This window comes from Alistipes sp. CHKCI003 (genome assembly GCF_900021155.1).
Taxonomy (GTDB): domain Bacteria; phylum Bacteroidota; class Bacteroidia; order Bacteroidales; family Rikenellaceae; genus Alistipes; species Alistipes excrementavium.
Map to the genome: position 1 here is coordinate 1 of NZ_FCNT01000017.1, position 26,360 is coordinate 26,360.

The following is a 26,360-nucleotide window of genomic DNA, read 5'->3' on the forward strand; positions in this document are numbered from 1 at the left end:
CCCCCCCTCCCTTCTGCTTGCTCCCCGGCGGAGCGGAACGTCGGAACCGCCGGCCCCGAGCGGGATCCGGCGGCGGCTTCGCCGTATGCTTCGAGGAAGGCCGAACGCGACCTCCGTTCCGTCGGCGCTTCGGTTATTTCAATGCGGCGAGCTGTTCGCGCAACGCCGTGATCTTGGCCTCGGCATCGGACCGCTTGGCCCGCTCGTTGGCCACCACCTTTTCGGGTGCCGAGGAGACGAACCGTTCGTTCGAGAGTTTTTTCAGTACGCCGGCAAGGAACCCTTCGTAGTAGGCCAGCTCCTTTTCCAATTTCTGCCGCTCGGCCTCGGGGTCGATGCAGCCGGCCAGCGGCACGAAGTACTGCGTGGTCTTCACGATGAAGGCCGCGGCCGCGGGGTCCTTCTCCGCCACGGTCTCGATGGTCGAGAGATTGGCCATCTTCCGGATGACGGGTTCGTACTCCGCAGGATAGTTCTCGTCGGCCACGACCCGCAGCGTCAGCGCCTCCTTCTGCGGGAGGTTCTTCTGATTGCGGATGTTGCGCACGGACGAGACGACTTCCTTGGCCAGTTCGAAGCGTGCGAGCAGGCGTTCGTCCGCCGCGACCGGTTCGGGCATCGGGGCCACCATAATCGACTCGCCCGCACGGCGCGGTGCGAGGGCCTGCCAGAGCTCCTCCGTAACGAAGGGCATGAAAGGGTGCAGCAGACGCATCAGCGCATCGAAGAATCCGCGGGTCGCGGCGAGCGTTGCGCAGTCGACGGGTTGACCGAAGGCGGGCTTCGCCATTTCGAGGTAGAGGCCGCTGAAATCGTCCCAGAAGAGTTTGTAGGCCTTCATCAGCGCTTCGGAGATGCGGTACGATGCGAAGTCCGCGTCGATTTCGCGCAGGGCCCGGCCCAGCGTTTGCCCGAACCACTCGACGGCGAGGCGGTTGTTTTCGCTCTGCGCGAGCGTCTCGTCCGCCTTCCAGCCGTTCACCAGCCGGTAGGCGTTCCATATTTTGTTGCCGAAGTTGCGCCCCTGCTCGCAGAGCGCCTCGTCGAACATCACGTCGTTGCCGGCCGACGACGAGAGCAGCATCGCCACGCGCATGCCGTCGGCTCCGTACTGCGTGATCAGGTCCAGCGGGTCGGGCGAGTTGCCGAGCTGCTTGGACATCTTGCGGCCCAGCTTGTCGCGCACAATGCCCGTGAAGTAGACGTTGCGGAAGGGTTTTTCGCGGCGATACTCGTAACCCGCCATAATCATGCGCGCCACCCAGAAGAAGATGATGTCGGGGGCCGTTACCAGATCGTCGGCGGGGTAGTAGTAGTCGATTTCGGGATTGTGCGGGTGTCGGATGCCGTCGAAGACGGAGATCGGCCACAGCCACGACGAGAACCACGTGTCGAGCACGTCCTCGTCCTGCCGCAGATCGGAGAGACGCAAGGTCGCGTCGCCGCTCTTGGCGCGGGCCTTTTCGAGCGCCTCTTCGGCCGTGGGGGCCACGACGCAGCCGCCGCCGGGCAGGTAGTAGGCCGGTATGCGCTGGCCCCACCAGAGCTGGCGCGAGATGCACCAGTCCTTGATATTCTCCATCCAATGGCGGTAGGTATTCTTGTATTTCTCGGGCACGAAGCGGATCTCGTCCTCCATCACGGCGCGGATGGCCGGTTCGGCCAGCTCGCGCATCGAGAGGAACCACTGCATCGAGAGTTTCGGTTCGATCGCTGCGCCCGTGCGCTCCGAGTAGCCCACGTTGTTGGTATAGGGTTCGGTCCGGTCGAGCAGTCCCGCCGCGTCGAGGTCGCCCTCGATGCGTTCGCGCAGTTCGAAGCGGTCCATGCCGGCGTAGAGACCGACCTTGTCGTTGATCGTGCCGTCGTCGTTGAAGATGTCGATCGTTTCGAGCCCGTATTTCTCGCCCAGCATGTAGTCGTTCACGTCGTGTGCGGGCGTTACTTTCAGGGCGCCCGTGCCGAATTCGATGTCGACGTACTCGTCGCGGATGACGGGGATCGAACGGCCCACCAGCGGCACTACGACGCGCGCATCTCCGGGCAGGTCGGCATAGCGCGGATCGGCGGGGTTGACGCACAGGGCCGTGTCGCCCAGAATGGTCTCGGGGCGCGTGGTGGCCACGACGATGTGGCGGTCGGTGCCTTCGATCCGGTAGCGCAGGTAGTAGAGCTTGCCGTGCGACTCCTTGAAGACCACCTCTTCGTCCGAGAGGGCGGTGCGGGCCGAAGGGTCCCAGTTGACCATGCGCACGCCGCGGTAGATCTTGCCCTTGTCGTAGAGGTCGCAGAAGACGCGGACGACGCTCTCGGTGCGGGCTTCGTCCATCGTGAAGGCCGTGCGTTCCCAGTCGCACGAGGCGCCCAGCTTGCGCAGCTGGCGGAGGATCACGCCGCCGTACTGCTCCTTCCACTCCCATGCATGGCGCAGAAACTCCTCGCGCGTGAGCTGCGACTTCTCGATGCCCTGCTCCTTGAGGCGGGCCACCACCTTGGCTTCGGTGGCGATCGACGCATGGTCCATGCCCGGAACCCAGCAGGCGTTGCGGCCGGTCATGCGGGCGCGGCGCACCAGCACGTCCTGCAGCGTGTTGTTGAGCATGTGCCCCATGTGGAGCATGCCCGTAACGTTGGGGGGCGGGATGACGACGGTGAACGGTTCGCGGTCGTCGGGCTCGGAGTGGAAAAGGCGGTTTTCGATCCAGTAGTCGTACCACTTGGCCTCGATCTGCTGGGGCGTGTATTTGTCTGCGATCTGCATATGCGTGTCGGTCTATTCGTTTCGAACGACAAAGGTATGAAAAAAGTCGGGAAAGAGCGTGCGGGGGCGGCGAAAAGTGATGAAAAACGTTGCGTCCGGATGCGTCCGTCCGTTCGTGCGGTCGTTTCCGTCCGAATGGAGGCGGTCGGCGCATCGCCGACGGGGCTCCGGAGCGCAGTCAGCCGTGCGAATTATCAACAATCTGTTCAGAGGGAAATAAAATACGTGAAAAAAACGTTATCTTTGCGAATCTTTTATTTAATTCATGTGGGGCGTTCGCGTGCGCAGAGCTTTTGTTCCGCGACGCGCAGGAGCGGATGCGGCCTCCCGCCGCCGCATCGGCGGAGGAGGTTCGCAGAGACCGGAAAACGCCCGCCCATGAGGAAGGAAACGATTTATGAGTAAGAAAGATAAAGTAGTGGAAACCATTGAAATCGACGACCTGAATGCACTGCCCGAACTGGTGGACGGCAAGCATCACGTAATTCCGATCGTTACGGGCGGCGACGAAATGGCCGAAGAGGTCGACGTGCCCGAGATCCTGCCCATTCTGACCTTGCGCAGCTCGGTGCTGTTCCCCGGGTCGATCACGCCCATCACCGTAGGCCGCGACAAGAGCATCAGTCTGGTGCGGGCGGTGAATGCCGAGGGCGGCATTCTGGGCGCCGTGCTCCAGCGGGAGAGCGACGTGGAGGATCCGGCGCCGGACGACATGTACAAGGTCGGCACGGCGGCACGGATCATCAAGATACTGGAGATGCCCAACGGCAATCTGACGGTGATTCTGAACGGTCTGGAGAAGATCGAGATCAAGGAGTACGTGTCGGTCGAGCCCTATTTCAAAGCCCGTGTAACGCCATTGCGCGATTCGACGCCCGACCTGAAGAGCATCGAGTTCGAGGCGCTGGTGGACTCCGTGCGCGACGTGGCGCTCGGGATCATCAACGTCTCGCCCAACATGCCCAAGGAGGCGGCCTTCGCCATCAAGAACATCGACTCCAAGCGGGGCATCATCAACTTCATCTGCTCGAACCTCGAACTATCGGACGAGGACCGGCAGTCGTTGCTGGAGGCGCCCGGACTGCTGGCCCGAGCCCGCAAACTGCTGGAGATTCTGATCCGCGAGCAGCAGCTCGCCGAGCTGAAGAGCCAGATTCAGGAGCGCGTGAAGCAGGAGATCGACAAGCAGCAGCGCGACTACTATCTGCAACAGCAGATGCGCACCATACAGGACGAGCTGGGCGACGGCGAGGACGCCGACATCGAGAAGATGCGCGAACAGGCGGCCAAGAAGAACTGGCCGAAGGAGGTGGCCGAGACCTTCGAAAAGGAGCTTTCGAAGGTCGAGCGGCTCAACCCCGCCGTGGCGGAATATTCGGTGCAGATGACCTACCTGCAACTGATGCTCGACCTGCCGTGGAACGAAGTTACGCAGGATAATCTCGATCTGGAGGCGGCCCGCGCGCGGCTCGACCACGACCACTTCGGACTGGAGGAGGTGAAGGACCGGCTGCTCGAACACTTGGCCGTCATCAAGCTCAAAGGCGACCTCAAGTCCCCGATCCTGTGCCTCTACGGCCCTCCGGGCGTGGGCAAGACGTCGCTGGGCAAGTCGGTCGCCGCGGCGCTGGGCCGCAAATTCGGCCGCATCTCGCTGGGCGGTCTGCACGACGAGTCGGAGATCCGCGGACACCGCCGCACCTACATCGGCGCCATGCCGGGCCGCATCATCCAGACCATCAAGCGATGCGGGTCGTCCAATCCGGTTATCATCCTCGACGAGGTGGACAAGGTTACGGTTTCGAACCACGGCGATCCTTCGAGCGCGCTGTTGGAGGTGCTCGACCCGGAGCAGAACACGACTTTCCACGACAACTACCTCGACATGGAATACGACCTGTCGAAAGTGCTCTTCATCGCCACGGCCAACAACGTGGGCAATATAGCCCCTGCGCTGCGCGACCGCATGGAGATGATCAACATCGCGGGCTACCTGATGGAGGAGAAGGTCCGCATCGCGCTGGACCACCTGCTGCCCAAGCAGCGCGCCGCGCACGGCATCGGCGAAGAGCAGCTCACGCTGACGCCCGAGGTGGTGGAGTGCATCGTTGCGGGCTACACCCGCGAGGCGGGCGTGCGGTCGCTCGACAAGCATCTGGCCAAGATCGCCCGCGCCCGCGCCAAACAGATCGCTTTCGGCGAACGGTTCGAGCCGGCGCTCGCGGCGGCCGACGTGGAGAAGATTCTCGGCATGCCCAAGTTTCTGCGCGAGGAGTACGAGGTGGCCGACATGGTGGGCGTCGTTACGGGGCTCGCATGGACCGAGGTGGGCGGCGACATCCTCTATGTGGAGTCGGTGCTGACCCCGGGCAAGGGAAAGCTGAGCCTCACGGGCAACCTCGGCGACGTGATGAAGGAGTCGGCCACGATCGCCCACGAATGGGTGATGGCCCATCACAAGGAGCTGGGAATCGACCCCGCGATGTTCGCCGAGAACGACATCGACATCCACGTTCCCGAGGGAGCCATCCCGAAGGACGGACCGTCGGCCGGCATCACGATGGTTACGTCGATCGTCTCGACCTATACGGGGCGCAAGGTGAAGGAGCGCATCGCCATGACGGGCGAGACGACCCTGCGCGGACGGGTGATGCCCGTGGGCGGCGTGAAGGAGAAGATCCTCGCCGCCAAACGCGCCGGCATCACGGAACTGATCCTCTCGGAGGACAACCGCAAGGACATCGCCGAGATCAAGCCCGAGTACATCGCCGGGCTGACGTTCCACTACGTGCGGAATAATTCGGACGTGCTGCGGCTGGCATTGCAGTAACGACGGGACGACGACAGACGCATCCGTATGAATATCGAGGATTTCAGAGCCTACTGCCTCTCTTTCGCCGGAGCGCACGATGCGTTTCCGTTCGGGAAGGCCGTGTCGGAATACGACCGGAACCTGCTGGTCTTCTATGTGGGGGACAAATGGTTCTGTTTCGTGAATGCCGTGGAGTTCGATTGCTGCAACCTGAAGTGCGATCCCGGGCGGATCGCCCGATTGCAGGAGCGGTACGAAGGGGTGGGGCCGGCCTATCACATGAATAAACGGCACTGGATCGGCGTGCGTTTCGACAGCGACGTGCCCGATCCGGTGATCCGCGAACTGGTGCGGGACGCCTACGAACGTGTGGCCGGAAGCCTGACGCGGCGGCAGCGCGCAACGCTCGGGGCCGCCGCCTCTGCGCTCGGCACCGACCTCGCGCCCGACGCAGGACTTACGTCCGGGTTCGGGACCGGTTCGGAAAAGTAGGGGCGTGCACGACGTGTGCCGGCGGACTGCGGGGGCGTATAGGTGTGTACGACGTATGGAATACGGGCGGTCGCATGCATTTCCGTACCGGCGTCCGATCGGTTCGGTCTTGCGGCGCAGCCCGGCGGAAGTCCCTCCGTGAGGGGGATTGCGAAGCGAATGCCGTTTTCCCGGCGGGCGGTCCGGCTGTACGCACGGGATACGATCGCCCCTCCCTCCTCGGAACGGCGAAGGGGAGGGGGCCGCGGTCGCAAACCGCGAAGAGCGGCGGCCGTGAGCGGAACCCGCAGTCCGGAATTTCCGGCAGAGCGGAGTATGTGGATGTTTGAAACGATTTAGCCTATGAAATTCATAGCGATCATACCGGCTCGGTACGCTTCGACGCGCTTCCCGGGCAAGCCGCTGGCGATGCTGGGCGGCAAGCTCGTGATCCGTCGGGTCTACGAACAGGCGGCCCGCGTGCTGGACGATGTGGCGGTAGCCACGGACGACGAGCGGATCGCCGAGACGGTGGCCGCGTTCGGCGGGCGTGCCGTGATGACTTCGCCCGACCACCGCAGCGGCACGGACCGTTGCCGCGAAGCGTTCGAGCGCTTGGGGGGCGGATTCGACGGCGTGGTCAACGTGCAGGGCGACGAACCTTTCATCCGCCCCGAGCAGATCGAGGCGCTGTGCCGTTGCTTCGACGATCCCGCCACGGAGATCGCCACGCTCGTGAAGCCCTTCGCCGAGACGGACGGACTGGCGGCGCTGGAAAATCCCAACTCCCCGAAGGTGGCGCTCGGCGCCGGGTCGCGGGCGCTCTATTTCTCGCGTTCGGTGATCCCCTATCTGCGGGGCGTGCCGAAGGAGGAGTGGCTGCGCCGACACACTTTTTACAAGCACATCGGCATGTACGCCTTCCGCGCGGAGACGCTGCGCCGCATCGCGTCGCTGCCCCAGTCGCCGCTCGAAGTGGCCGAGTCGCTCGAGCAGCTTCGCTGGCTGGAGCACGGCTGCCGCATCGGGGCAGCCATCACCGATGCCGAGACGGTCGGGATCGACACTCCCGAGGACCTCGTGCGGGCGGAGGAATTTCTGAAAAAGAGGACCGGTTGAACGCAGGACCCGCGGCGCCGGAGGGGTGCGGCGGGCTTTTTTGCAGAATAAGCGAATTATGGACAAAGTATTTATCGCAGGCCCCTGCGTGATCGAATCGGCCGAGCTGCTCGACACGGTGGCCGCACGGCTCGCAGCGATCGGCCGCACGCTGGGTACCGAAATCATTTTCAAGGCCTCGTTCGACAAGGCCAACCGGACGTCGATATCGTCGTTCCGCGGCCCGGGTATCGACAAGGGGCTCCGTATGCTGGCCGACGTGCGGTCGAAGTGGGGCCTTCGGATCCTGACGGACATCCACGAAGCGTGGCAGGCCGCGCCCGCGGGCGAAGTGGCGGACGTGATTCAGATTCCGGCGTTTCTCTGCCGTCAGACCGATCTGCTGATCGCCGCAGCGAAGACGGGCCGCACGATCAACATCAAAAAGGCGCAGTTTCTTTCGGGGGCCGACATGCGGTATCCCTACGAGAAGGCGTGCGATGCCGGTGCGAAAGAGATCTGGCTCACCGAACGAGGCAATATCTACGGCTACAACAACCTCGTGGTCGATTTCCGCAATATCGCGGATATGCTGCGGATCGCGCGGACGGTCGTGATGGACTGCACCCACTCGGTGCAGCGGCCCGGGGCCGCTGGCGGCAAGACGGGCGGCGACCGCGAGTTCGTGCCTGCGATGGCCCGTGCGGCCCGCGCGTTCGGTGCCAACGGTTTCTTTTTCGAAGTGCACCCCGATCCCGACCGCGCGCTGAGCGACGGACCCAACATGCTGCGGTTAGACGATTTGGAGGAGCTCGTCGCTTCTCTCGTGCGGGATTGAACATGCGTCGGCCCGTTTGCCCTGACGGCCGGAAACGCCTGTTTTGCCGCTTGGCGCCCGTCCGGGGGGCGCTCTTCTCTGCCGGGGACGGGATTGCGGAGCGGAGTAGGCTGCTCCGGAGACGGCGGCATCCGTGTGCGGGGCGCCGTTCGGGGCGAGCCCGGATTCGCGGCCGGTCCCGAAGGCGGCGGACGAGGGCCGGCGCGACGGTGCGGAATATATATGGTTGCTTAAAAAACTGCATATGACCGATACGAAGAAAGCCCAGATTCTCGATGTGGCGCGCAAAGCCGTCCACACCGAAATGCTGGCACTCGAACATTTGGAAGAGACCCTCGGCGACGCTTTCGCCGAAGCCGTGGAGACGATCCTCGCCTGCCGCGGCAAAACGATCGTTACGGGCATGGGTAAATCGGGGCTCGTGGGGCGCAAGATCGCGGCGACGCTCGCTTCGACCGGTACGCCGAGTTTCTTTCTCCACCCGGGCGAAGCCTTTCACGGCGATCTGGGCATGATTTCGAAGGAGGATGCAGTGGTGGCGCTCTCCTTTTCGGGCGAGACGGACGAAATCCTGAAGATCGTACCCTTCATCCACTCCAACGGCAACAAGCTGATCTCCATGACGGGCAACGGCGAATCGACGCTGGCCAAGAACTCCGACGTGCACCTCGATGTCGGGGTGAAGGAGGAGGCTTGCATCCTTCACCTCGCGCCCACGACCTCCACGACGGCCCAGCTCGCCATGGGTGATGCGCTGGCCGTGGCGCTGATGAAGCTGCGCGGCTTCACGAGCGTCGATTTCGCGCGTCTGCACCCGGGCGGCAGTCTGGGCCGGCGCCTGCTGATGACCGTCGGCAATGTGATGCACAAGGAGAATCTGCCGGTCGTGCGGCCCGATTGTCCGGCCGCGGAGATGATCCATACGATCAGCAAGGGCGGACTGGGACTGATCGTCGTCTGCGACGCCGGACGCATCGAGGGCGTCGTAACCGACGGCGATATTCGTCGTGCGATGGAGCGCCGCCAGTCCGAATTCTTCGGCATCCGTGCCGCGGACATCGCTACGCGAAATCCCAAGACGATCCGCCCCGACGCGAAACTCATCGCCGCCGAGAAGGCGATGACCGAGAACAAGATCACGTCGCTGCTCGTAACGGACGAAGCGGACCGGCTCGTGGGCGTGATCCAGATCTACGACATCAAGTTGTAGCCGGCGGCGGACGAGATGGGGCGGTCGAGACGTTGCGGCCGGTTCGTTTCTGCGCCGAAATCGGTGTGCGATCTTTTTCGTTCCGGAGGAACTTCGTCGGATGCTGGTCGGTTTCGGTTTGACGCAAACGCCTCCGTCAGGAGGTGGTCTTCCCGCCTCGGCTGTCTTCGGACGAGTTCGGTTTGCCGAAAAGGTTTTGCTCCCTGCGGCTTTCGGGCCGTGCGGGCCTCGGCTTTCGATCCTCGTCTTCATACTGTCTTTATGCCGCACACATCGCGCATTGCGCGCTTTTTTTATTGCATCCGGATCGCTTGCGGCCGTCCGGCGGCTGTCAGTCGCTCTCTTCGAGCTGGAAGACGGTCTCGACGGACTTGCCGAAGCACCGTGCGATCTTGAGCGCCAGTACGGTCGAGGGTACGAACCGGCCCGCTTCGACGGCATTGATCGTCTGGCGGCTCACGCCGACGGCGTCGGCCAGCTGTTGCTGCGTCATCCGCACTTCGGCGCGCTCGACGCGGATTCTATTCTTCATCGCGCACCTCCTTTCCGAGCCGCCACAACTTCCAGCGGAAGATGCCGAGGAAGAGCAGGAGAAATCCCAGCATGTCGTACGTGATGACGAGCACGTAGCTCAGATCGTAGATGAAAAGCGTGGCCAGAATCACGAATGCATAGTTGATCCACAATGCGGCCATCAGCGATTGCTGGCGCAGCTGCATCGTCAGTTCGTCCTCGATCCGTTCGCGCGAGCAGGTGGTGAGGAAGGCTCCGATCACCATGCCGATGATGATGAGGTTGTTGATCCAGCGGTCGGCATTGGAGGTGAAGGAGTCGGGACCCGTCCGGACTTCGAGACCGAGCCAGCGGAAGATGTGCGACGGCTCGATCCCGCAGAGGGTGATGATGATGCCGAGGATCAAGAAGGGAATCAGAATCGCCCAACCCGTTTTCTGAAAGCGGTGGGGCAGTAACCATGTGTTGTGCATAATTGATGGATTTTTAGGGTAATCGTTTATTTCGACCTAATTTCCGTATTGTGTCTGCTTGCGGCACGGAGTTTCCGGTTTTCTGCATCGGAGGGTGTCTTCGGTCGTTTTTCGCCGTAACCGTAACGGGACCGTAACCGGGACCGCCGGCTGCCGGCCGTTCGGTTCAGTAGGTGCGTACCAGCCGGTCGAGCTGTGCGGCTGCGATGGGATCCTCCTCCGCCAGCAGCCCGACAAAGTCGGCGTAGGTGAGCGGCCGATAACGGTACGCGGTGTAGAAGCGCCGCATGAAGGCGATCCAACGTTCGTATCCCATGGCGGAGGCTACCTTTTCGAGAACGACGGGCCCTTTGGCATAAACCGCGCGGTCGTTGTTGTTGCGGCGCATGTCGATCAGCCGGCGGTCGTCTGCCGTGCCTCGCAGCGCTTGTGCCGGTCGCAGGTACTCCGTCTCGAAAAGGATGCGGAACCGCTCCCGGTCGTAGTAGCTCCTTGCGAAGAGAAGCGTCATGTATTCGACGAGCGACTCTTTGAGAAAGTAGGCAGCTTCGGTTCCGTCGGGTACGAACAGCGTCCACTCGCCGAGCCATCGATGCCCCAGTTCGTGAGCTACGGGCAGCAGGTGCGGTTTCGCGGCGACCTTCGCCTGCGACAGCGAGATCAGGTTGAGGTTGTTGCGGTTCGAATAGCCGCTGCCGTGGAACAGATAGACGGGCGGAGCCGAAATGCCGGCATGGGGATCGTCGTAGGGGCCGAGGCTCCGTTCGAAAAAGGCGATGGCGGCGGCGGTCAGCCGGTGAAGCTCTTCGATCCTCGACTCGGGGACGACGGGCTCCGGCATGAGCCAGTAGCGGAGCGTGTCGCCTTCGAGTACGTGCGTGCGCTCCCGATAGCGTGTCGTATCGACCAGTGCGAACACGAGCGAGTGGGAGGTAAGGGGATGCGTGCTTCGGAACACGAATCTGCGGATGGCTGTCGAATCGCTTCCGCAACTATTCGCAGTGCGACTGCCGGAGATGGGCTGCACGGCGTGGGTGTCGGGACCGGAGGGGGCGAACGGCGCACGGAAGGGAGCCGAGGCATCCGGAGTGCCGGAGCGTTGCCGGGCGGAGAGGGGGCCGGGGACGGACGGGGCATGGAACTCATCGGCCGGATAGCCTCCGACGGGACGGCAACCCTCCGGCAGTTCGAAATGCGCCTCGAACCGGCAGCGCTCCCCCGGGAGCAGCGGATAGTAAAATTCGTCGTAGGAGGTCTCCCACAATTCGCAGCCGCAATCCTGATAGATGAGGGCTGAGTGCAGGTTGAGGTAGTCGTACTCCATCCGGATGCGGCAGCGACGTTCGGAGCCGGATACGAACGTGATGCTCTTTCCGTCCGGATCGCGGTGCCATATCGTTTCGGGTTCGGTCCTCACTCGCAGGTCCGAAACCGAGAATTCCGGGGCGCCTCCGAAGCGCATGGCGATCGTGTCTTCGTCGCCGAAGTGCAGCGTGAACCGGCAGACGACGTGCAGACCGAAAGCCTCTCCCGCCTTTTTCTGAAAAAGAATCGCATAATCGTCGGCACGGTTTGCTGCCGATAAGGGTGTATCCGGATCGGTTGGGAGTGGTGTCCGGCCGGGCAGCGGGGACGGTCTCTCTGCGATGTTTTCTCGGGATGCGGCGATGCGCATGGCCAGTCGGTCCGGCCGGCTGTCCCGTCCGTCGTTTCCGCGGTTTCCGCTGCGGCTGCGGTCTCTGTCGTCCCTGTCGATGACAGGGCGCCTCTTGCCGCCGCTTTTCTCCTGCACGATGCTCTCTTTGTCCGCTCCGATGTTTTCCGATCCGTCATTCTCGCGTGCCGTTTCTCTCGGCTCCGCGATTTCCCGCTCGTCATTCTCGTGTGCCGTACTTTTCATCTCGACACTTTCCGCTTCGTCATCTTCTGGTGGCGTTTCTTTCCTTTCCGCGAAGACTGCATGCAGCTCCGGGACATGCAGCATGCGAGGCGCCGCCGGCCGATGCAGGCAGACGGAAGCCGCCCGCAGGGGGGGGCGCATCGGCAGCAGACAGCCTGCAACCAGAATCATGGCGATCCATAAAGTCCGTTTCATATTTGTCGGGTTTTATCGGTTTTTATGCAAATGTAAAACAAAATTTACAAAAAATCAAATAAACACGACATGAAAAAATCTGCGAAATCGAATAGTTACATGATATACAGAATTATGCGAACGAAATTTCCCGGATCGTAAGCGGTTCGCGGATGAGGCATGCAGCGGAAACGTTTTGTCCGGGGATCGTCGCACCGATCCCCGTTCGGCATGTTCCGGCGGGGGGAATGCCTCCTGAACGGAAAACCGGATGCGATTCGTTCCGAAAGCCGTGTCTGCATGTGTATCGGAAGGGGGCGGAGCGGATTGCGCGGAGGTCGAACATCATGGCGCAGGCGTTGCACGGCAGTGGGCGGTACTGAACCGGATTCGGCTGCGGGTGTCAGTCGGGGTGGGGTGCCTTGCGGACGGGGTCCGTGATGGACGGCGCTGCAAAGAGCGCCTGCCGGCTCTGCCGACAATTCTGCGCCCGAGCCGTGCAGCTCGAAGGTTGCCGGACGGTCGGTGGGCGGGGGCTTTTGTACGGAATCTCGCTCCCCTCCCTCATGGACAGAATCTCTCCGTCCCGGGCTTCTGCCGACAGCTCTGCGGACGGTCTTCTGGCCGGGACTGCAGCATCCGGCTGCGCAGGTTCGTTCGCGGAGAAGACCTTGAAGGAGCTGCCTGACGGATGCTCCGGGGAAAAGCTTCGGAAGACGAAGGCCGTAGGGGCGAATGCCCCGCATTACCGCCATTCGCGGACGGACGGTTTCAACTCCGGACGTAGTGGGGCATCTCTTCGGGAATCTCCATCGAGAACTCCACGAGGCCGGCGACGGCTCCCGCGCGGCGCCAGACGGTCTGATAGATCAGTTTGCGCACGTCGCGTTTCTGGATCGTGTAGACGTTGCGGCCGCCGTCGGACAAAAGACGGGCGATGATCGCGCGCGAGCGTTCGTTGTGGCAGGGGATGAGCGAGCGGCCGCGTACGTCGCCGTTCACCTCGATCGAGCGGCGGTTCTGGTAGAGTACGACCCCTTCGCGGTCGCAGACCGTCGTGGCGCAGTCGAGTTCGTCGGCCCAAGGAAAAGTTTCGGTGTTCATGTCGTGTACGTTTTTCGGGTTCCGTGATATTCGGGGCGGTCGGACCTGTCCCCTTTTCTTGGTTTCGTTTGTCGGTCGGCAGCCGGCGCAGGATGCGAGCGAGCCCTTGGATCCGGGCGCTCCTCCGCATCGGACGGTTGCGGGCCGTCCGATTTCGGGCTTGCCCGGAGTACGAACCGCTCCGGGGATTGGATTTATCATCCGGGAAAGTTCGATTCCATTGTTCTTATCGCTCTTTCGGCCATCCCTTCGGGGCGTTTTTGCAATGCCGGCGATCCGACGCCGCCCTATGCGGCGGACTGTGTCCGTCCGAGGCTTCGTGCCGCCATTTCCCGCTCTCCATTTCCTGCACTTCACTTCCCGCACTTCACTCCCCGTTTTCCTCTCCGCCTGTGCCGAACCGCGGAAACGCGCGACCGACCGTTGAAGATCGCCGGTCCTTTCGTCGCATTTCGATGCCGAAAGGATTCCGTCCGGCGCTCGCGGCGGGAGCAAGAAGAGGCGGTCGCCCCTTCGGATGCGGGACCGTTCTGCGGACAGGACACGGCTCCGAACGCTCTTACTGCGAAATCTTCACCAACTGCTCGCGGTAGGCGTTGAGGATGCGCGATTTGGAGATGAAGCCCGAGTAGTGCCCTTGTTTGTCCACCACGGGGAGCATCCACGTGTGTTTGTCTTCGAATTTGGGCAGGATGCTGCGGATCGACTCGTGTTCGAGGATCGTGTCGGGAGGAGGTATCATGTACTGGCTGATCGGTGTGCCGTACTTCTCGGGCTTGAACATGTCTTCGCGCAGGTCGTCGAGCTGGACGATGCCGATCAGCCGGTTGAAGTTGTCGATCACGGGGAAGATGTTGCGATGGGCCGTGGCGATCATGTGCACCACGTCGCCCAGCGTGAAGTGGGGCTTGACGCGCATGAAGTCGGTCTCCATCAGTTCGTCGAGCTTGAGGAAAACGCAGACCGATTCGTCCTTGTCGGTCGTGAGCAGTTCGCCCCTTTCGCGCAGGTGCTTGGTGTAGATCGAGTCGGGGTCGAGCCAGTAGTTGAGTGCGAACGAAATGCAGGCCGTGATCATCAGCGGGATGAAGAGCCCGTAGCCGTTCGAGAGCTCGGCGATGAGGAAGATCGAGGTGAGCGGGGCGTTCATCACGCCGGCCATCACACCGGCCATGCCCACGAGCGTGAACGACACGAGCGAGAGGTGCCAGCCGAAGATGAGGTTGAAGATCAGGGCTGTAACGGCACCGAGGAAGGCGCCGACGAAGAGCGACGGAGCGAACGTTCCGCCCACGCCTCCGGCGGCATTCGTGGAGGCCATCGCCACCACCTTGAAGAACATCGTGGCGAGAATGAAGAGGATCACCACCCAGTCGATGTCGCGGAAGGCATAGAAGAGCGAGTTGTCGAACAACTCCTGCGCATTGCCGTTCATGAGCGACGAGAACCCCTCGTAACCTTCGCCGTAGAGAGGCGGGAAGATGAAGATCAGCACGCCGAGCACGAGGGCGCCCGCGATCCACTTCTTATACTGCCGGTCGAAGCGCTGGAAGAGGAGCCCGACCTTCGAGTTGACCGTGGTGAAGTAGTAGGCCATCACTCCGCACAGACAGCCCAGCAGGATGAACATGGGTACCTGAATGGGCTGGAAGGCGTCGGCCGGCTTCAGCGTAACGGGCAGAATCGGATCGAAGCCCCGCAGCAGAAAAGCCATCGTCGTGGCGGTGATCGAGGCGATCAGCAGCGGTACGATCGAGCCGGCCGTGAGATCGAGCATGAGGATTTCGAGCACGAACATCACACCCGTGATCGGGGCCTTGAAGATGGCGGCGAGCGCCGCGCCGGCGCCGCAGCAGAGCAGCAGGGTGGAGTGCTTGTAGTTGAGGCGTGTCAGCCGGGCGACGTTCGAGCCGATGGCGGCGCCCGTCAGCACGATCGGAGCCTCCGGTCCGACCGAACCGCCGAATCCGATGGTCGTGGCGCCGCCCACGACCGAGGTCCAGCAGTTGTGCGAGGCGATGCGCGATCCCTTGCGCGACATGGCGTACAGAACGCGCGTTACCCCTTCTGAGATGTTGTCGCGCACGATGTAGCGCACGAAAAGCGTCGCCAGTACGATGCCCACGCCCGGATAGATGAAGTAGAGAAAATGGGCCCGGTCGACCGGAAACCAGTTCACGAGGCAGAACTTGATGGCCGCGAGCAGCATCTCGAAGACATAGGTGCCCAAGCCGGCAAGCACGCCGACGACGACGGCCAGCACCATGAGCATCTGCGAGGTGCTCAGACGCCGCGTGAGGTGGAAGAACCACGTCGAGATCCGCTCGGGATGTCGGATCGTCTTCCGTATGTTCCGCAGGAGGGGCTGCATTGCGCTTTCGGGAAGGGTCAGCGGGTTTCGTTGCGGTAGTGCCGCTCCTGCGAGGCGATCAGCTCCCTGTCGGCGAAGTAGTCGATCCTCATCGCGGCGCGGACCTCTTCGAGCGTCGCGGCGGCGGCGGCGCGTGCGGCGGCCGAACCGGCTTCGAGCATGTCGTAGACCTCGCCGATGCGCTGCTCGTATTCGGCGCGGCGGCGGCGGATCGGGTCGAGCGTCTCGTCGAGGATGGCGATGAGGAACTTCTTGACCTTCACGTCGCCCAGACCGCCTCGGCGGTAGTGGGCCTTCAATTCGTCGAGCGAGGGGTAGTCCGGCAGATGGCGGGCGAAGTGCTCCGGACGGCAGAAGGCGTCGAGGTAGGTGAAGACCGTGTTGCCCTCGATCCGGCCCGGGTCCTCCACGCGCAGGTGGTCCGGGTCGGTGTACATGCCCATCACCTTCTTGCGCACCTCCTCGGCCGGATCGCTCAGGTAGATGCAGTTGCCGAGCGATTTGGACATCTTGGCCTTGCCGTCGGTGCCCGGGAGCCGCTGGCAGGCGGCGTTCGCCGGAAGCAGGATTTCGGGTGCGACGAGCGTGGGGCCGTAGAGCGTGTTGAATTTGTGGACGATTTCGCGCGTCTGCTCGATCATCGGCTCCTGATCCTCGCCCGCCGGCACGGTCGTGGCCTTGAAGGCCGTGATGTCCGCCGCCTGACTGATCGGGTAGGTGAAGAAGCCGACGGGGATGCCCTGACGCTGCTGCGTGTCGCCCTCCGCAGCGCTCTCCGAGAAACCGCGGAGCTGGATCTCGGCCTTCACGGTCGGATTGCGCTGCAAGCGCTGCACCGTAACGAGGTTCATGTAGTAGAACGCCAGCTCGCACAACTGGGGAACCTGCGACTGTATGAAAAGGGTCGATTTCGAAGGGTCGAGGCCGCACGCAAGGTAGTCGAGCGCAACTTCCAGCACGTTGCGGCGCACCTTTTCGGGGTCGTCCGCGTTGTCGGTGAGTGCCTGCGCATCCGCGATCATGATGAATATGCGCTCGAACTGGCCCGAATCCTGCAATTCGACGCGGCGGCGCAGCGAACCGACGTAATGTCCGAGGTGGAGCTTTCCGGTGGGGCGGTCGCCCGTCAGGATGATTTTTCCCATATATTTATAGTGTATGCTTGTTCCGGCCCGCAAACATACGAAAAATTGCGTGCGGAACCTAAAAACAGACCCTCTATATAGTTTTTTTTTATATATTTGTTTCCCGAACCAACATACCCGTTATGACGATCATCCAACTCGAATACCTTTTGTCCGTGGCCAACTGCGGGAGTTTTTCGGCCGCTGCGGAGCATTGTTTCGTTACTCAACCCTCTTTGAGTATGCAGGTTAAGGCGCTCGAAGAGGAGTTGGGGGTGGTGCTGCTCGACCGTTCGAAAAAGCCCGTGATCCCCACCGAAGCGGGCGAAGTGGTGCTGTCCCGGGCGCGCGAGACGATCAAAGCCTACAATTGCATCAGGGAGTCGGTGGCCGAGCTCAAGGACGAGACCGCGGGCAAACTCCGTCTGGGGGTGATTCCGACTGTCGCGCCTTATCTGCTCCACAAGTTTCTGCCGGCCTTCGTGCGCGACTATCCGAAGGTCGAACTGGAGATCTCGGAGATGGTTACGGCCGACATCGTCGAGGCGCTGCGGCGCGACCGGCTCGACGCCGCGCTGGTGGCGGGCGGAACGTGCGGCGAGGGGATCGCCGAGCATGAGCTCTTCGGCGACCGTTTTTTCGCCTATGTCTCCCCGAACAATCCTCTGTACGAGCGCTCCAATGTCCGCATCGAAGATATCGACCTGAAGGATCTGGTGATTCTGAGTGCGGGCAACTGCATGCGCGATCAGGTGATCGAGCTGTGTCAGGCCAAACGCAACATGCCGTCGCACTACACCTTCGAATCGGGATCGCTCGATACGCTGATGCGCATCGTGGACTGCACCTCGTGTCTGACGATCATACCCGAAATGGCCGTCGAATACGTTCCCGCCGACCGCCGCGACCGGATCAAGACGCTGGCCAAGGGTGCCACCTCGCGCAAGATCGCCGTGGCGGTGCGCCGCACGTATGTCAAAAATTCGATTATCAGAGCTTTGACCGATACGGTCATGGCCTGCGTCGCCCGCTGATGCCTGTCTGCGGGCCGGAAAGCACGGGGTGCCGCCGCAAATTAGGCGGAAGGCATTTCGGCTTTTCGCCTTTTTTTCATACCTTTGGCTTCGCCTTAGATGCTTCGTCTCCGCAAAATGCAAATAAATTTGCTTTTGCGCGCGACTTATTCGTATCTTTGCCAAGTTATAGACATGTAAGATTTATGGACAAACTGATTCGGACGATCGTAAATGCGATAGAAGATAAAAAGGGTAGGGATATTGTATCGTTGGACCTCACGGGATTCGACGGTGCGATCACATCCCGCTTCGTAGTGTGCAACGCGGACTCCACCACGCAGGTGGCGGCCATTGCCGACGGCATCGAGGAGAAGGTGCTCGAAGAGCTGGGCGAGAAGCCGTGGCGAGTCGAAGGGCAGCAAAACGCCTTCTGGATCGCTATGGACTACGTGGACGTGGTGGTGCATATCTTTCAGACCGAGCTCCGCGGTTTTTACAAACTCGAAGAGTTGTGGGCCGACGCCCCCATGACCCGTTACGAATACGAAGAATAGAATTTTATGGCGAAGAAGAACAATAGCAAGATGAACGTCAATATGCCGCGTCCTTCGTGGATGTGGATTTACGGGGTGGTCGGGCTGATGATCCTCGGCTACTATCTGTTCAACGGCTCGAACGAGGCCCCCCTGCCGAGCGACTGGACCACCGTGGAGCGGATGGTCGAAGAGGGCGAGGTCGAGAAGATCCGGATCATGAACCGCGATGCGGCTCAGGTCTTCCTCACGAAGGAGGCCGTCCGGAAATACCGCAATGATCCCGAGGACAAACGGTATCGCCGCATGCCCGAGACGGGTGTGCAGCTCACCTTCACGATCGGTTCGGTCGATTCGTTCCGCGAAGATCTGAGCGCCGCCGAGCGGGCTTCGGGCCACAACGTGCCGGTGATCTACGAGAATCAGGACAAGGGCTGGTCGAATCTGCTCATCAACCTGCTGCCGTGGGTGCTCATCATCGGCGTGTGGTTTTTCCTCATGCGTTCCATGTCGCGCAATGCGGGCGGCGGCGCTGGCGGCGGCATCATGAACGTGGGCAAGGCCAAGGCGCAGGTCTTCGACAAGGACAATTCGAAACGGGTTACGTTCAAGGACGTGGCCGGACTCGAAGAGGCCAAGGTCGAGATCATGGAGATCGTGGACTTCCTCAAAAAATCGGATAAATACAAGGAACTCGGAGCGAAAATTCCCAAGGGCGCGCTGCTTGTAGGCCCTCCGGGGACCGGCAAGACCCTGCTGGCCAAAGCCGTCGCGGGCGAGGCGAACGTGCCGTTCCTCTCGATTTCGGGCTCGGATTTCGTCGAGATGTTCGTCGGCGTCGGAGCTTCGCGTGTGCGCGACCTCTTCGAGCAGGCCAAGCAGAAGGCGCCCTGCATCGTCTTCATCGACGAGATCGACGCCATCGGCCGCGCACGCGGCAAGAACGCCGGTTTTTCGGGCAACGACGAGCGCGAAAACACGCTCAACCAGCTGCTCACGGAGATGGACGGCTTCCAGACCAATCAGGGCGTCATCGTGCTCGCGGCTACGAACCGTGCCGACATCCTCGACAAGGCGCTGATGCGTGCGGGCCGTTTCGACCGGCAGATCGAGGTGGGGCTCCCCGACGTGAAGGAGCGCGAGGAGATTTTCGACGTGCACCTGCGGCCGCTGAAGCTCGATCCGCAGCTCGACCGCGCCTTCCTCGCGCGTCAGACTCCCGGCTTCTCGGGCGCCGACATCGCCAACGTCTGCAACGAGGCGGCCCTGATCGCGGCGCGCCACAACAAGAAATACGTTGCGAAGGAGGACTTCCTCGCGGCCATCGACCGCATCGTGGGAGGACTTGAGCGCAAGAATAAGATCATCACCGACGAGGAGAAGCGCGTGATCGCCTACCACGAGGCGGGGCATGCCACGGTGAGCTGGATTCTGGAGAACGCCAGTCCGCTCATCAAGGTTACGATCATTCCGCGCGGCAAGGCGCTCGGCGCGGCGTGGTATCTGCCCGAGGAGCGTCAGATCACCACGCGCGAGCAGCTGCTCGACGAATTGGCCGCCACGCTGGGCGGCCGCGTTTCGGAGCAGCTCACCTTCGGACAGGTGTCGACCGGAGCGCTCAACGACCTCGAACGGGTTACGAAACAGGCCTATGCGATGGTCGCCTACTACGGGATGAGCGAGTCGGTGGGTACGTTGAGCTACTACGATTCGACGGGACAGAGCGATATGGCGCTGACCAAGCCCTATTCGGAGCGGACGGCGCAGCAGATCGACGCCGAGGCCAAGCGCGTCATCGAGACGGCCTATGCCATGGCCGAGAAGGTACTGCGCGAACATGCCGACGGTCTGCGCGAGCTGGCCGAACTGCTGCTCGAACGCGAAGTGGTCTTTACGGAGGATGTCGAACGCATCTTCGGCAAACGCAAAAAGGACATGCTCCGCGAAGCGAAGGAGGCCGCGGCCAAGGCTGCCGAAGAGGCGGAAGGGAACGTTTCCGGAGGGTTCCGGGCGGAGGGCTCCGAAGCCGGCGGGACCGGAGACGCAGGAGCGAAGGCGTCGGATGCCGCTATGGGGGCCGCTGTCGCAGCGGGGGCGGCGGATGATGCCGCAACGGATGCCGCTGCCGGCGCGAAGACCGCGGCAGCGACCTTCGGGAAGCCCGGCGAGCCCGGGACGGCCGGAAAGAGTGCGGCCGAAGCCGATGCGGGCGCGTCGCGGTCCGAGACCCGATGACGGGCTGCGTGCGCCGCGGATCGTCCGGCGGTGCCGAACGGCCGGGCCATGTAGGCAGGTCGGACTACGCCGCACCCGAAGGGACCGCAGAACCGGAGACCGGTGAGAGCCGGGAAACGACGGGGCGGAGGCTCCGTGAGAACCCGTCAACCGAAGAATTGAGTGTTTGTCTGCAAAATACCTCTTGCCGCAGAGTGCGTGCCGTTCGCCGCTGCTGCGTGCCGGAATGCGATGCGGGCCGCGCGCCCGGACCGTGGAGTGCGACCGCCCGTCTCCGCCGATCCGGAGGATGGGTGAGTGGGCGAGCGAAAGGGAGAGGTGGTTGCGGACAAAGCTGTACGATTTAATTTGCTTTTTGCAATGAGTGAGAAGATGAAGAACCTCGCGGTGCGCGCGCTGAGCGGTGCCGTGCTCGCCGTGGTTACGGTGGGGGCGATCCTGCTTTCGAAGTGGACCTACGGCGCATTGTTGCTTGCGATCCTCGCGGGCGGCATGTACGAAACCTATCGCCTCGCGGCATGCAACGGTGCCAGACCGCAGTACGGGATGGGCTTGGCCGCGGGCGTCGCACTGTTTGCGGTCAACTTTTTCGCCGGCACGGGGCTGCTCGAAACCACCGACCTGCCGCGGTTGCTGACGCTCTATTTCCTCGTGATGCTGCCGGCGGTTTTCATCTGCGAACTGTTCCGCAGGCTCGAACGGCCCGAAACCAACGTTGGCGCGACGCTGCTGGGCGTCGGATACGTCGCGTTGCCGCTGTCGCTCATGTGCTACATTCCGGCTGTCGGAGGTGTGTGGCAGCCGTGGACGATGATCGCGTTCGTCTTCATCATCTGGGCCAACGACGTGTGCGCCTATCTGATCGGCATGACGCTCGGGCGGCATCCGCTTTGCGAGCGGATCTCGCCCAAGAAGACGTGGGAGGGATTCCTCGGGGGGCTCGCGGGAGCCGTGGGCACGGGACTTGCCGCGGCCCGTTTCCTCGATGCCGATCCGTGGCATTGGGCGGGCTTGGCGCTCGTGGCGGCTGTCGCGGGCGTGCTGGGCGATCTGGTGGAGTCGATGTTCAAGCGTTCGGCCGGTGTCAAGGATTCGGGCGGTGCGATCCCGGGACACGGCGGCGTGCTCGACCGCTTCGACGCTTTGCTGCTTGCCGCTCCCTTCGTGTTCGTATATATGGTGCTCGTGCGGATGATCTGAAATCAAACTACAATGTCCGAATATGAAAATCAACAAGGAAGGCTATAAAATCATCTTTCTCTCGGGGCTTTTCTGCCTGTTGTGCTGGTGGCTGATCCGCTACCTGCTCTCGCAGCATGCAGGGTTGAGTCTCATGTGGTTCTCGACGGCGCTGCTCTTGCTGTTCTGGTTCTTCATCGTGGCATTCTTCCGCGAGCCGCGCCGCGTGCGCATCCACGATGCCGATCTGGTTTTCGCACCCTGCGACGGCCGGGTCGTCGTAACCGAGGTGGTGCGCGAACCGGAGTACCTCGGAGAGGATATGATGCAGATTTCGATCTTCATGTCGATTACCAACGTACACATGAACTGGGTGCCCGTAGGCGGTAAGGTGGAGTATTTCAAGTACCATCCGGGCCGTTTTCTGGTCGCGTGGCATCCCAAGTCCTCGACCGAGAACGAACGGACCACGACCGTCATCCGCACGGCCGACGGCCGCAGGGTGCTCTTCCGGCAGGTGGCCGGACTTATCGCCCGCCGGATCGTCTCCTACATGAAGGTGGGGCACGAGGTCGAGCAGAACAGCGTTTCGGGTTTCATCAAGTTCGGCTCGCGAATTGATGTGCTGATCCCCAAGGACAGCGAACTGCTGGTCGAAATCGGCGATCCCGTCGTGGGGTCGCAGACGCCGATCGCGCGGCTGCGCAAACCTGAGGAATGACAACTCACTCGGACTCCGGCTATGACAGCGACACCACAGACTCTCACGAGATTCGTCATGGGTGCGGCGGTTACGGCGGCCATTCTTTTTCTGGTATGGTACTTTTCGTCGATCGTCGTCTACATCCTCGTATCCGCCGTGCTGGCCATCATGGGCTGTCCGCTGGTCTGCCGGCTGACGCACATCCGCATCAAAGGATGGCAGGTGCCCCGCTGGCTGGCGGCCTTGGCGACGCTGGTGCTGATCTGGACGATCGTCGCCACGCTCTGCTCGCTCTTCGTACCGCTCGTTTTCAACAAGGTCTACCAACTGTCGACGCTCGACATCGGCTCCGTGATGCGCACCATCGAGGAGCCTATCGCGCGGACCCAGAATTACCTGCGGACCTTCTTTTCGATCCCCGAATCGCAGTTCTCGCTGCCCGAGGCACTCATCAAGACTTTGAGCGGCATCGTGAACGTCAACTCCGTCAATGCCGTCTTCTCGTCGATCGTGGGTGTTACGCTCCACTCCGTCGTCGCCGTTTTCTCCATCTCGTTCATCACTTTCTTCTTCCTCAAGGACGACGGACTGTTCTATTCGATGGTTACGGCCGTCTTTCCGGCGAAGTACGTGGACAATGTTACGCGGGCGCTGGATTCGATCACCGTCCTGCTGTCGCGCTATTTCGTCGGCATTCTGACGGAGAGCAGCCTGCTGATGATCGCCGTGTCGCTGGCGATGATCGCCTTCGGCATGAAGGCCGGCGATGCCTTTTTCATCGGACTGGTGATGGGCGTGATGAACGTCGTGCCCTATGCCGGACCGCTTATCGGCGGCATCATCTCCGTCTTTCTGGGCATCGTCTCTCCGATCGAAGGGATGAGCGTGGGCCATACGGCTGCCGTCATCGCCTGCTCGCTGCTGGTCCTCAAGGGGCTCGACGACTTCGTGTTGCAGCCGACGCTCTATTCCGAGCGGGTCAAGGCGCATCCGCTCGAAATTTTCCTCGTGATCCTCATCGCCGGTTCGCTCGCGGGGATCGTGGGCATGTTGCTGGCGATTCCTTCGTACACGGTGCTGCGCGTCTTCGCCAAGGAGTTTTTCTCGCAGTATCGGCTGGTGCGTCAGCTGACCGAAAAAATCTGATGTCCGATGGTAGTCGAAGGGACCGTAACGGAAGGCCGGCGGCTGGGACGCGAATTGGGGTTTCCTACGGCCAACATTCCCGTGCCGGACGATTTCCCGGCCGAAGACGGGGTCTACGAAGCGTGGGCCGAGACGGACGACGGTGCGCGTTATCGCGCAATGTCGAACCTCGGCCGCAACCCTTCGGTCGGCACTACGGAGCGGAGGCTCGAAACGCATCTGTTCGGATTCGACGGCACGCTATACGGGCGCGTGCTGCGGGTGGAGCTGGGCTGCCGGATCCGGGGCGAGAGGGTCTTTGCGTCGCTCGGGGAGCTGCGGGCGCAGATCGAGCGGGACAAGCGGACGATCCTGAATCTGCGGTAACGCGAAGCCGGCCGATGGGCAGCCTGCGGACCGAAACGCTGCGTGTCGCGCGCGCGGATGTGCGGGAGCTGTGCGGGATCGGTAAGGCGGGGTGTTGCGGAGGGTGGAGCGGGCGGTCCGGCGGACTGCTACCCCAAGCCGGCGGCAGGACGAGTACGAATCCTCGTGCGGATGCACGCCGCTGCATGAGAGGAGGCGCCGAATCGCCGGCGGTCGAAATGCGATGCCGGACTTGCGGAGGCCGTAAGCCGGAATGGGCCCCGCAGAATCCATCCGCACGGCGGGTGATTCGAAGGCGGACGGGACTTTCCACCTCCCTCTTCCTCCGAGCGGGAGGGGGAGGCATCTGCTGGGGCGGCCGTCGGAGGCGAAGAGCGACGGGGCGGTTTACGATCCGAAAAACTGCGGGCCGTCCGTGTCGCGGCGGCTCCGGCGAACCGCGGGCTGACACCGCGTTCGTCTGCTGCCGCCCTTCTGCGGGATGCGGCGGACGGTCGTCCGTTTCGGGCACCGGACCGCGGCGGTTCCCGGCTTTCCCGGCATTGGACCGCTTCCCGGAGTATTAGGGACGGGGAGCGAGCGGTAAAGGACGGAACCCGGGTTTGCGTAGTTTTGCAGCTTTTGACATCGGACGGCAGGGCGCGGTCTGCGTCGAACGCCTCGGGAAGAGCGGGCCGCCGTCGGGGGCGCCCGCACGGCATTCCGGAGCCGGAATGCATAAGATTGTTCGCGACAACGCCGTTATGCCGGAGCGAGAGGTCGGCAGCAAAGATTGAGAAAAATTATTAAACCGAATAAAGCCATGTTTTTAGATTTATCCATTCCCTATAAGGTGGCCGACATGTCGCTGGCCGAGTGGGGACGCAAAGAGATCGAGATTTCGGAGCACGAAATGCCCGGACTGATGGCCCTGCGCCGCAAATACGGAGCGCAAAAACCGCTGAAGGGGGTGCGCGTGATGGGCTCGCTCCACATGACGATCCAGACCGCCGTGCTGATCGAGACGCTCGTCGAGCTGGGTGCCGACGTGCGCTGGTGCTCGTGCAATATTTTCTCGACGCAGGACCATGCCGCTGCCGCCATCGCCGCCGCGGGGGTGCCGGTCTTCGCATGGAAAGGCGAGACGCTGTCCGAGTACTGGTGGTGTACGGCCATGGCGCTTTCGTTTCCCGACGGCAAGGGACCTCAGCTCGTCGTGGACGACGGAGGTGATGCCACGCTGCTGATCCACAAGGGGTACAAGGCCGAGAACGATGCCTCGACGCTCGATTACGCGCCTTCGTCCTGCGAGGAGGGGGTGATCCTCGATACGCTGAAGAAGATCCTCGCCGAGGATCGTGCGAAGTGGCACCGCACCGTGGCCGAATGGCGCGGCGTGAGCGAGGAGACCACCACGGGCGTACACCGCCTCTACCAGATGCAGGAGGCGGGCGAATTGCTCGTCCCGGCGATCAACGTTAACGATTCGTGCACCAAGTCGAAATTCGACAATCTCTACGGCTGCCGCGAGTCGCTCGCCGACGGCATCAAGCGCGCCACGGACGTGATGATCGCCGGCAAGGTGGTGGTGGTCTGCGGTTACGGCGACGTGGGCAAAGGCTGCGCACGGTCGATGCGTTCGTACGGAGCCCGCGTGATCGTAACGGAGATCGACCCGATCTGCGCATTGCAGGCCGCGATGGAGGGGTTCGAAGTGAAGACCGTGGAGAGCGCACTGGCGGAAGGCAATATCTACGTAACCTGCACGGGCAACTGCGACATCATCACGCTCGAACACATGGAGCGGATGCGCGATCAGGCGATCGTCTGCAACATCGGCCACTTCGACAACGAAATACAGATGGCCCGCCTCGAAAAGTCGGCCGCCGTGCGGACCAACATCAAACCGCAGGTCGACAAATTCACCTTCCCCGACGGACATTCGATCTTCGTCCTCGCCGAAGGGCGTCTGGTGAACCTCGGCTGTGCGACGGGACACCCGTCGTTCGTGATGTCCAACTCCTTCACCAACCAGTGCCTTGCGCAGATGGAGCTGTGGGAGAAACGGCTCGAAGCGGGGGTTTACCGTCTGCCGAAACACCTCGACGAGGAGGTGGCGCGCCTGCATCTGGACAATCTGGGGGTCGAGCTGACCCGTCTGACCCCGAAGCAGGCCGACTACATCGGCGTGAAGGTCGAAGGGCCCTACAAGGCGGACCACTACCGGTATTAGACGTCCGGTAGCCTGAGGAAGAAGAGGGGCCGTCTGCGTGGAATGCGCGGACGGCTCCTCTCGTTTTGTTCGGGGCGGGGTGAGGCGGAGGGGTGGTTGCGTGGGGCGGATGCGTATGAAA

20 protein-coding genes are annotated in these 26,360 nt (G+C 62.3%); 13 read left to right on the plus strand and 7 right to left on the minus strand.

Annotated elements, in window-relative coordinates:
* Positions 1–133: 133 nt before the first annotated feature.
* Positions 134–2,761: a valine--tRNA ligase gene (locus BN3659_RS02675; protein ID WP_091534386.1), complete on the minus strand. Its 2,628-nt coding sequence runs from the start codon at positions 2,759–2,761 to the stop codon at positions 134–136.
* Positions 2,762–3,158: 397 nt separating this feature from the next.
* Between BN3659_RS02675 and lon the strand changes: the two genes are divergently transcribed.
* The 5 genes from lon (at position 3,159) to BN3659_RS02700 (ending at position 9,190) form a co-directional block, all read left to right on the plus strand.
* On the plus strand, positions 3,159–5,591 hold the full coding sequence (gene lon, locus BN3659_RS02680; RefSeq protein WP_091534387.1) for an endopeptidase La: 2,433 nt from the start codon (positions 3,159–3,161) through the stop codon (positions 5,589–5,591).
* A gap of 27 nt (positions 5,592–5,618) precedes the next feature.
* Positions 5,619–6,065 carry an MmcQ/YjbR family DNA-binding protein gene (locus BN3659_RS02685; protein WP_091534388.1) on the plus strand — a complete coding sequence of 149 codons (447 nt, stop codon included), beginning with the start codon at positions 5,619–5,621 and terminating at the stop codon, positions 6,063–6,065.
* Positions 6,066–6,407: 342 nt separating this feature from the next.
* Entirely contained in the window at positions 6,408–7,163 is a 756-nt protein-coding gene (kdsB, locus tag BN3659_RS02690) for a 3-deoxy-manno-octulosonate cytidylyltransferase (protein WP_091534390.1), read from the plus strand.
* Between the two features lie 58 nt (positions 7,164–7,221).
* A complete protein-coding gene (gene kdsA, locus BN3659_RS02695) occupies positions 7,222–7,980 on the plus strand; it encodes a 3-deoxy-8-phosphooctulonate synthase (protein ID WP_091534392.1) in 759 nt (252 codons plus the stop codon).
* 244 nt (positions 7,981–8,224) lie between these two features.
* A complete protein-coding gene (locus tag BN3659_RS02700) occupies positions 8,225–9,190 on the plus strand; it encodes a KpsF/GutQ family sugar-phosphate isomerase (protein WP_091534415.1) in 966 nt (321 codons plus the stop codon).
* 331 nt (positions 9,191–9,521) lie between these two features.
* Here BN3659_RS02700 and BN3659_RS02705 read toward each other — a convergent pair whose 3' ends face one another.
* From BN3659_RS02705 to trpS, 6 genes are all read right to left on the minus strand, one after another.
* A complete protein-coding gene (locus BN3659_RS02705) occupies positions 9,522–9,722 on the minus strand; it encodes a helix-turn-helix transcriptional regulator (RefSeq protein ID WP_091534393.1) in 201 nt (66 codons plus the stop codon).
* A complete protein-coding gene (locus BN3659_RS02710; RefSeq protein WP_091534395.1) occupies positions 9,712–10,176 on the minus strand; it encodes a hypothetical protein in 465 nt (154 codons plus the stop codon). Before BN3659_RS02710 ends, BN3659_RS02705 begins: the two co-directional genes overlap by 11 nt.
* A 166-nt stretch (positions 10,177–10,342) precedes the next feature.
* Positions 10,343–12,271 carry a M1 family aminopeptidase gene (locus BN3659_RS02715; RefSeq protein ID WP_141682466.1) on the minus strand — a complete coding sequence of 643 codons (1,929 nt, stop codon included), beginning with the start codon at positions 12,269–12,271 and terminating at the stop codon, positions 10,343–10,345.
* 750 nt (positions 12,272–13,021) lie between these two features.
* Complete coding sequence (locus BN3659_RS02720; RefSeq protein WP_091534398.1) at positions 13,022–13,354, minus strand: PAS sensor protein; 333 nt, start codon at positions 13,352–13,354, stop codon at positions 13,022–13,024.
* Positions 13,355–13,913: 559 nt separating this feature from the next.
* Positions 13,914–15,725 carry a chloride channel protein gene (locus BN3659_RS02725; RefSeq protein WP_091534399.1) on the minus strand — a complete coding sequence of 604 codons (1,812 nt, stop codon included), beginning with the start codon at positions 15,723–15,725 and terminating at the stop codon, positions 13,914–13,916.
* Positions 15,726–15,742: 17 nt separating this feature from the next.
* Positions 15,743–16,870 (minus strand): tryptophan--tRNA ligase, encoded by a 1,128-nt coding sequence (gene trpS, locus BN3659_RS02730; protein ID WP_091534401.1) that lies wholly within the window; start codon positions 16,868–16,870, stop codon positions 15,743–15,745.
* 122 nt (positions 16,871–16,992) lie between these two features.
* Here trpS and BN3659_RS02735 point away from each other — a divergent pair, with 122 nt between their 5' ends.
* The 8 genes from BN3659_RS02735 to ahcY all read left to right on the plus strand — a co-directional run bounded on the left by BN3659_RS02735 (position 16,993) and on the right by ahcY (position 26,239).
* Positions 16,993–17,883: a hydrogen peroxide-inducible genes activator gene (locus tag BN3659_RS02735; RefSeq protein ID WP_091534402.1), complete on the plus strand. Its 891-nt coding sequence runs from the start codon at positions 16,993–16,995 to the stop codon at positions 17,881–17,883.
* Positions 17,884–18,068: 185 nt separating this feature from the next.
* On the plus strand, positions 18,069–18,419 hold the full coding sequence (rsfS, locus tag BN3659_RS02740) for a ribosome silencing factor (protein WP_091534404.1): 351 nt from the start codon (positions 18,069–18,071) through the stop codon (positions 18,417–18,419).
* A 6-nt stretch (positions 18,420–18,425) separates the two neighbouring features.
* On the plus strand, positions 18,426–20,633 hold the full coding sequence (gene ftsH, locus BN3659_RS02745) for an ATP-dependent zinc metalloprotease FtsH (protein WP_091534406.1): 2,208 nt from the start codon (positions 18,426–18,428) through the stop codon (positions 20,631–20,633).
* Between the two features lie 360 nt (positions 20,634–20,993).
* On the plus strand, positions 20,994–21,833 hold the full coding sequence (locus BN3659_RS02750) for a phosphatidate cytidylyltransferase (protein WP_224757801.1): 840 nt from the start codon (positions 20,994–20,996) through the stop codon (positions 21,831–21,833).
* A gap of 22 nt (positions 21,834–21,855) precedes the next feature.
* Entirely contained in the window at positions 21,856–22,533 is a 678-nt protein-coding gene (locus tag BN3659_RS02755; RefSeq protein WP_091534408.1) for a phosphatidylserine decarboxylase family protein, read from the plus strand.
* Between the two features lie 21 nt (positions 22,534–22,554).
* Complete coding sequence (locus BN3659_RS02760; RefSeq protein WP_091534410.1) at positions 22,555–23,661, plus strand: AI-2E family transporter; 1,107 nt, start codon at positions 22,555–22,557, stop codon at positions 23,659–23,661.
* 6 nt (positions 23,662–23,667) lie between these two features.
* A complete protein-coding gene (locus tag BN3659_RS02765) occupies positions 23,668–24,027 on the plus strand; it encodes a riboflavin kinase (protein WP_091534411.1) in 360 nt (119 codons plus the stop codon).
* An 802-nt stretch (positions 24,028–24,829) separates the two neighbouring features.
* Positions 24,830–26,239, plus strand: coding sequence for an adenosylhomocysteinase (gene ahcY / locus BN3659_RS02770; RefSeq protein ID WP_091534413.1), 1,410 nt, complete (start codon positions 24,830–24,832; stop codon positions 26,237–26,239).
* Positions 26,240–26,360 lie beyond the last annotated feature (121 nt).

Coding starts and splice junctions, on each gene's coding strand:
- BN3659_RS02675 (WP_091534386.1), bottom strand. CDS start 2,761: ATGCAGATCGCAGACAAATACACGCCCCAGCAGATCGAGGCCAAGTGG.
- lon (WP_091534387.1), top strand. CDS start 3,159: ATGAGTAAGAAAGATAAAGTAGTGGAAACCATTGAAATCGACGACCTG.
- BN3659_RS02685 (WP_091534388.1), top strand. CDS start 5,619: ATGAATATCGAGGATTTCAGAGCCTACTGCCTCTCTTTCGCCGGAGCG.
- kdsB (WP_091534390.1), top strand. CDS start 6,408: ATGAAATTCATAGCGATCATACCGGCTCGGTACGCTTCGACGCGCTTC.
- kdsA (WP_091534392.1), top strand. CDS start 7,222: ATGGACAAAGTATTTATCGCAGGCCCCTGCGTGATCGAATCGGCCGAG.
- BN3659_RS02700 (WP_091534415.1), top strand. CDS start 8,225: ATGACCGATACGAAGAAAGCCCAGATTCTCGATGTGGCGCGCAAAGCC.
- BN3659_RS02705 (WP_091534393.1), bottom strand. CDS start 9,722: ATGAAGAATAGAATCCGCGTCGAGCGCGCCGAAGTGCGGATGACGCAG.
- BN3659_RS02710 (WP_091534395.1), bottom strand. CDS start 10,176: ATGCACAACACATGGTTACTGCCCCACCGCTTTCAGAAAACGGGTTGG.
- BN3659_RS02715 (WP_141682466.1), bottom strand. CDS start 12,271: ATGAAACGGACTTTATGGATCGCCATGATTCTGGTTGCAGGCTGTCTG.
- BN3659_RS02720 (WP_091534398.1), bottom strand. CDS start 13,354: ATGAACACCGAAACTTTTCCTTGGGCCGACGAACTCGACTGCGCCACG.
- BN3659_RS02725 (WP_091534399.1), bottom strand. CDS start 15,725: ATGCAGCCCCTCCTGCGGAACATACGGAAGACGATCCGACATCCCGAG.
- trpS (WP_091534401.1), bottom strand. CDS start 16,870: ATGGGAAAAATCATCCTGACGGGCGACCGCCCCACCGGAAAGCTCCAC.
- BN3659_RS02735 (WP_091534402.1), top strand. CDS start 16,993: ATGACGATCATCCAACTCGAATACCTTTTGTCCGTGGCCAACTGCGGG.
- rsfS (WP_091534404.1), top strand. CDS start 18,069: ATGGACAAACTGATTCGGACGATCGTAAATGCGATAGAAGATAAAAAG.
- ftsH (WP_091534406.1), top strand. CDS start 18,426: ATGGCGAAGAAGAACAATAGCAAGATGAACGTCAATATGCCGCGTCCT.
- BN3659_RS02750 (WP_224757801.1), top strand. CDS start 20,994: ATGAGTGAGAAGATGAAGAACCTCGCGGTGCGCGCGCTGAGCGGTGCC.
- BN3659_RS02755 (WP_091534408.1), top strand. CDS start 21,856: ATGAAAATCAACAAGGAAGGCTATAAAATCATCTTTCTCTCGGGGCTT.
- BN3659_RS02760 (WP_091534410.1), top strand. CDS start 22,555: ATGACAGCGACACCACAGACTCTCACGAGATTCGTCATGGGTGCGGCG.
- BN3659_RS02765 (WP_091534411.1), top strand. CDS start 23,668: ATGGTAGTCGAAGGGACCGTAACGGAAGGCCGGCGGCTGGGACGCGAA.
- ahcY (WP_091534413.1), top strand. CDS start 24,830: ATGTTTTTAGATTTATCCATTCCCTATAAGGTGGCCGACATGTCGCTG.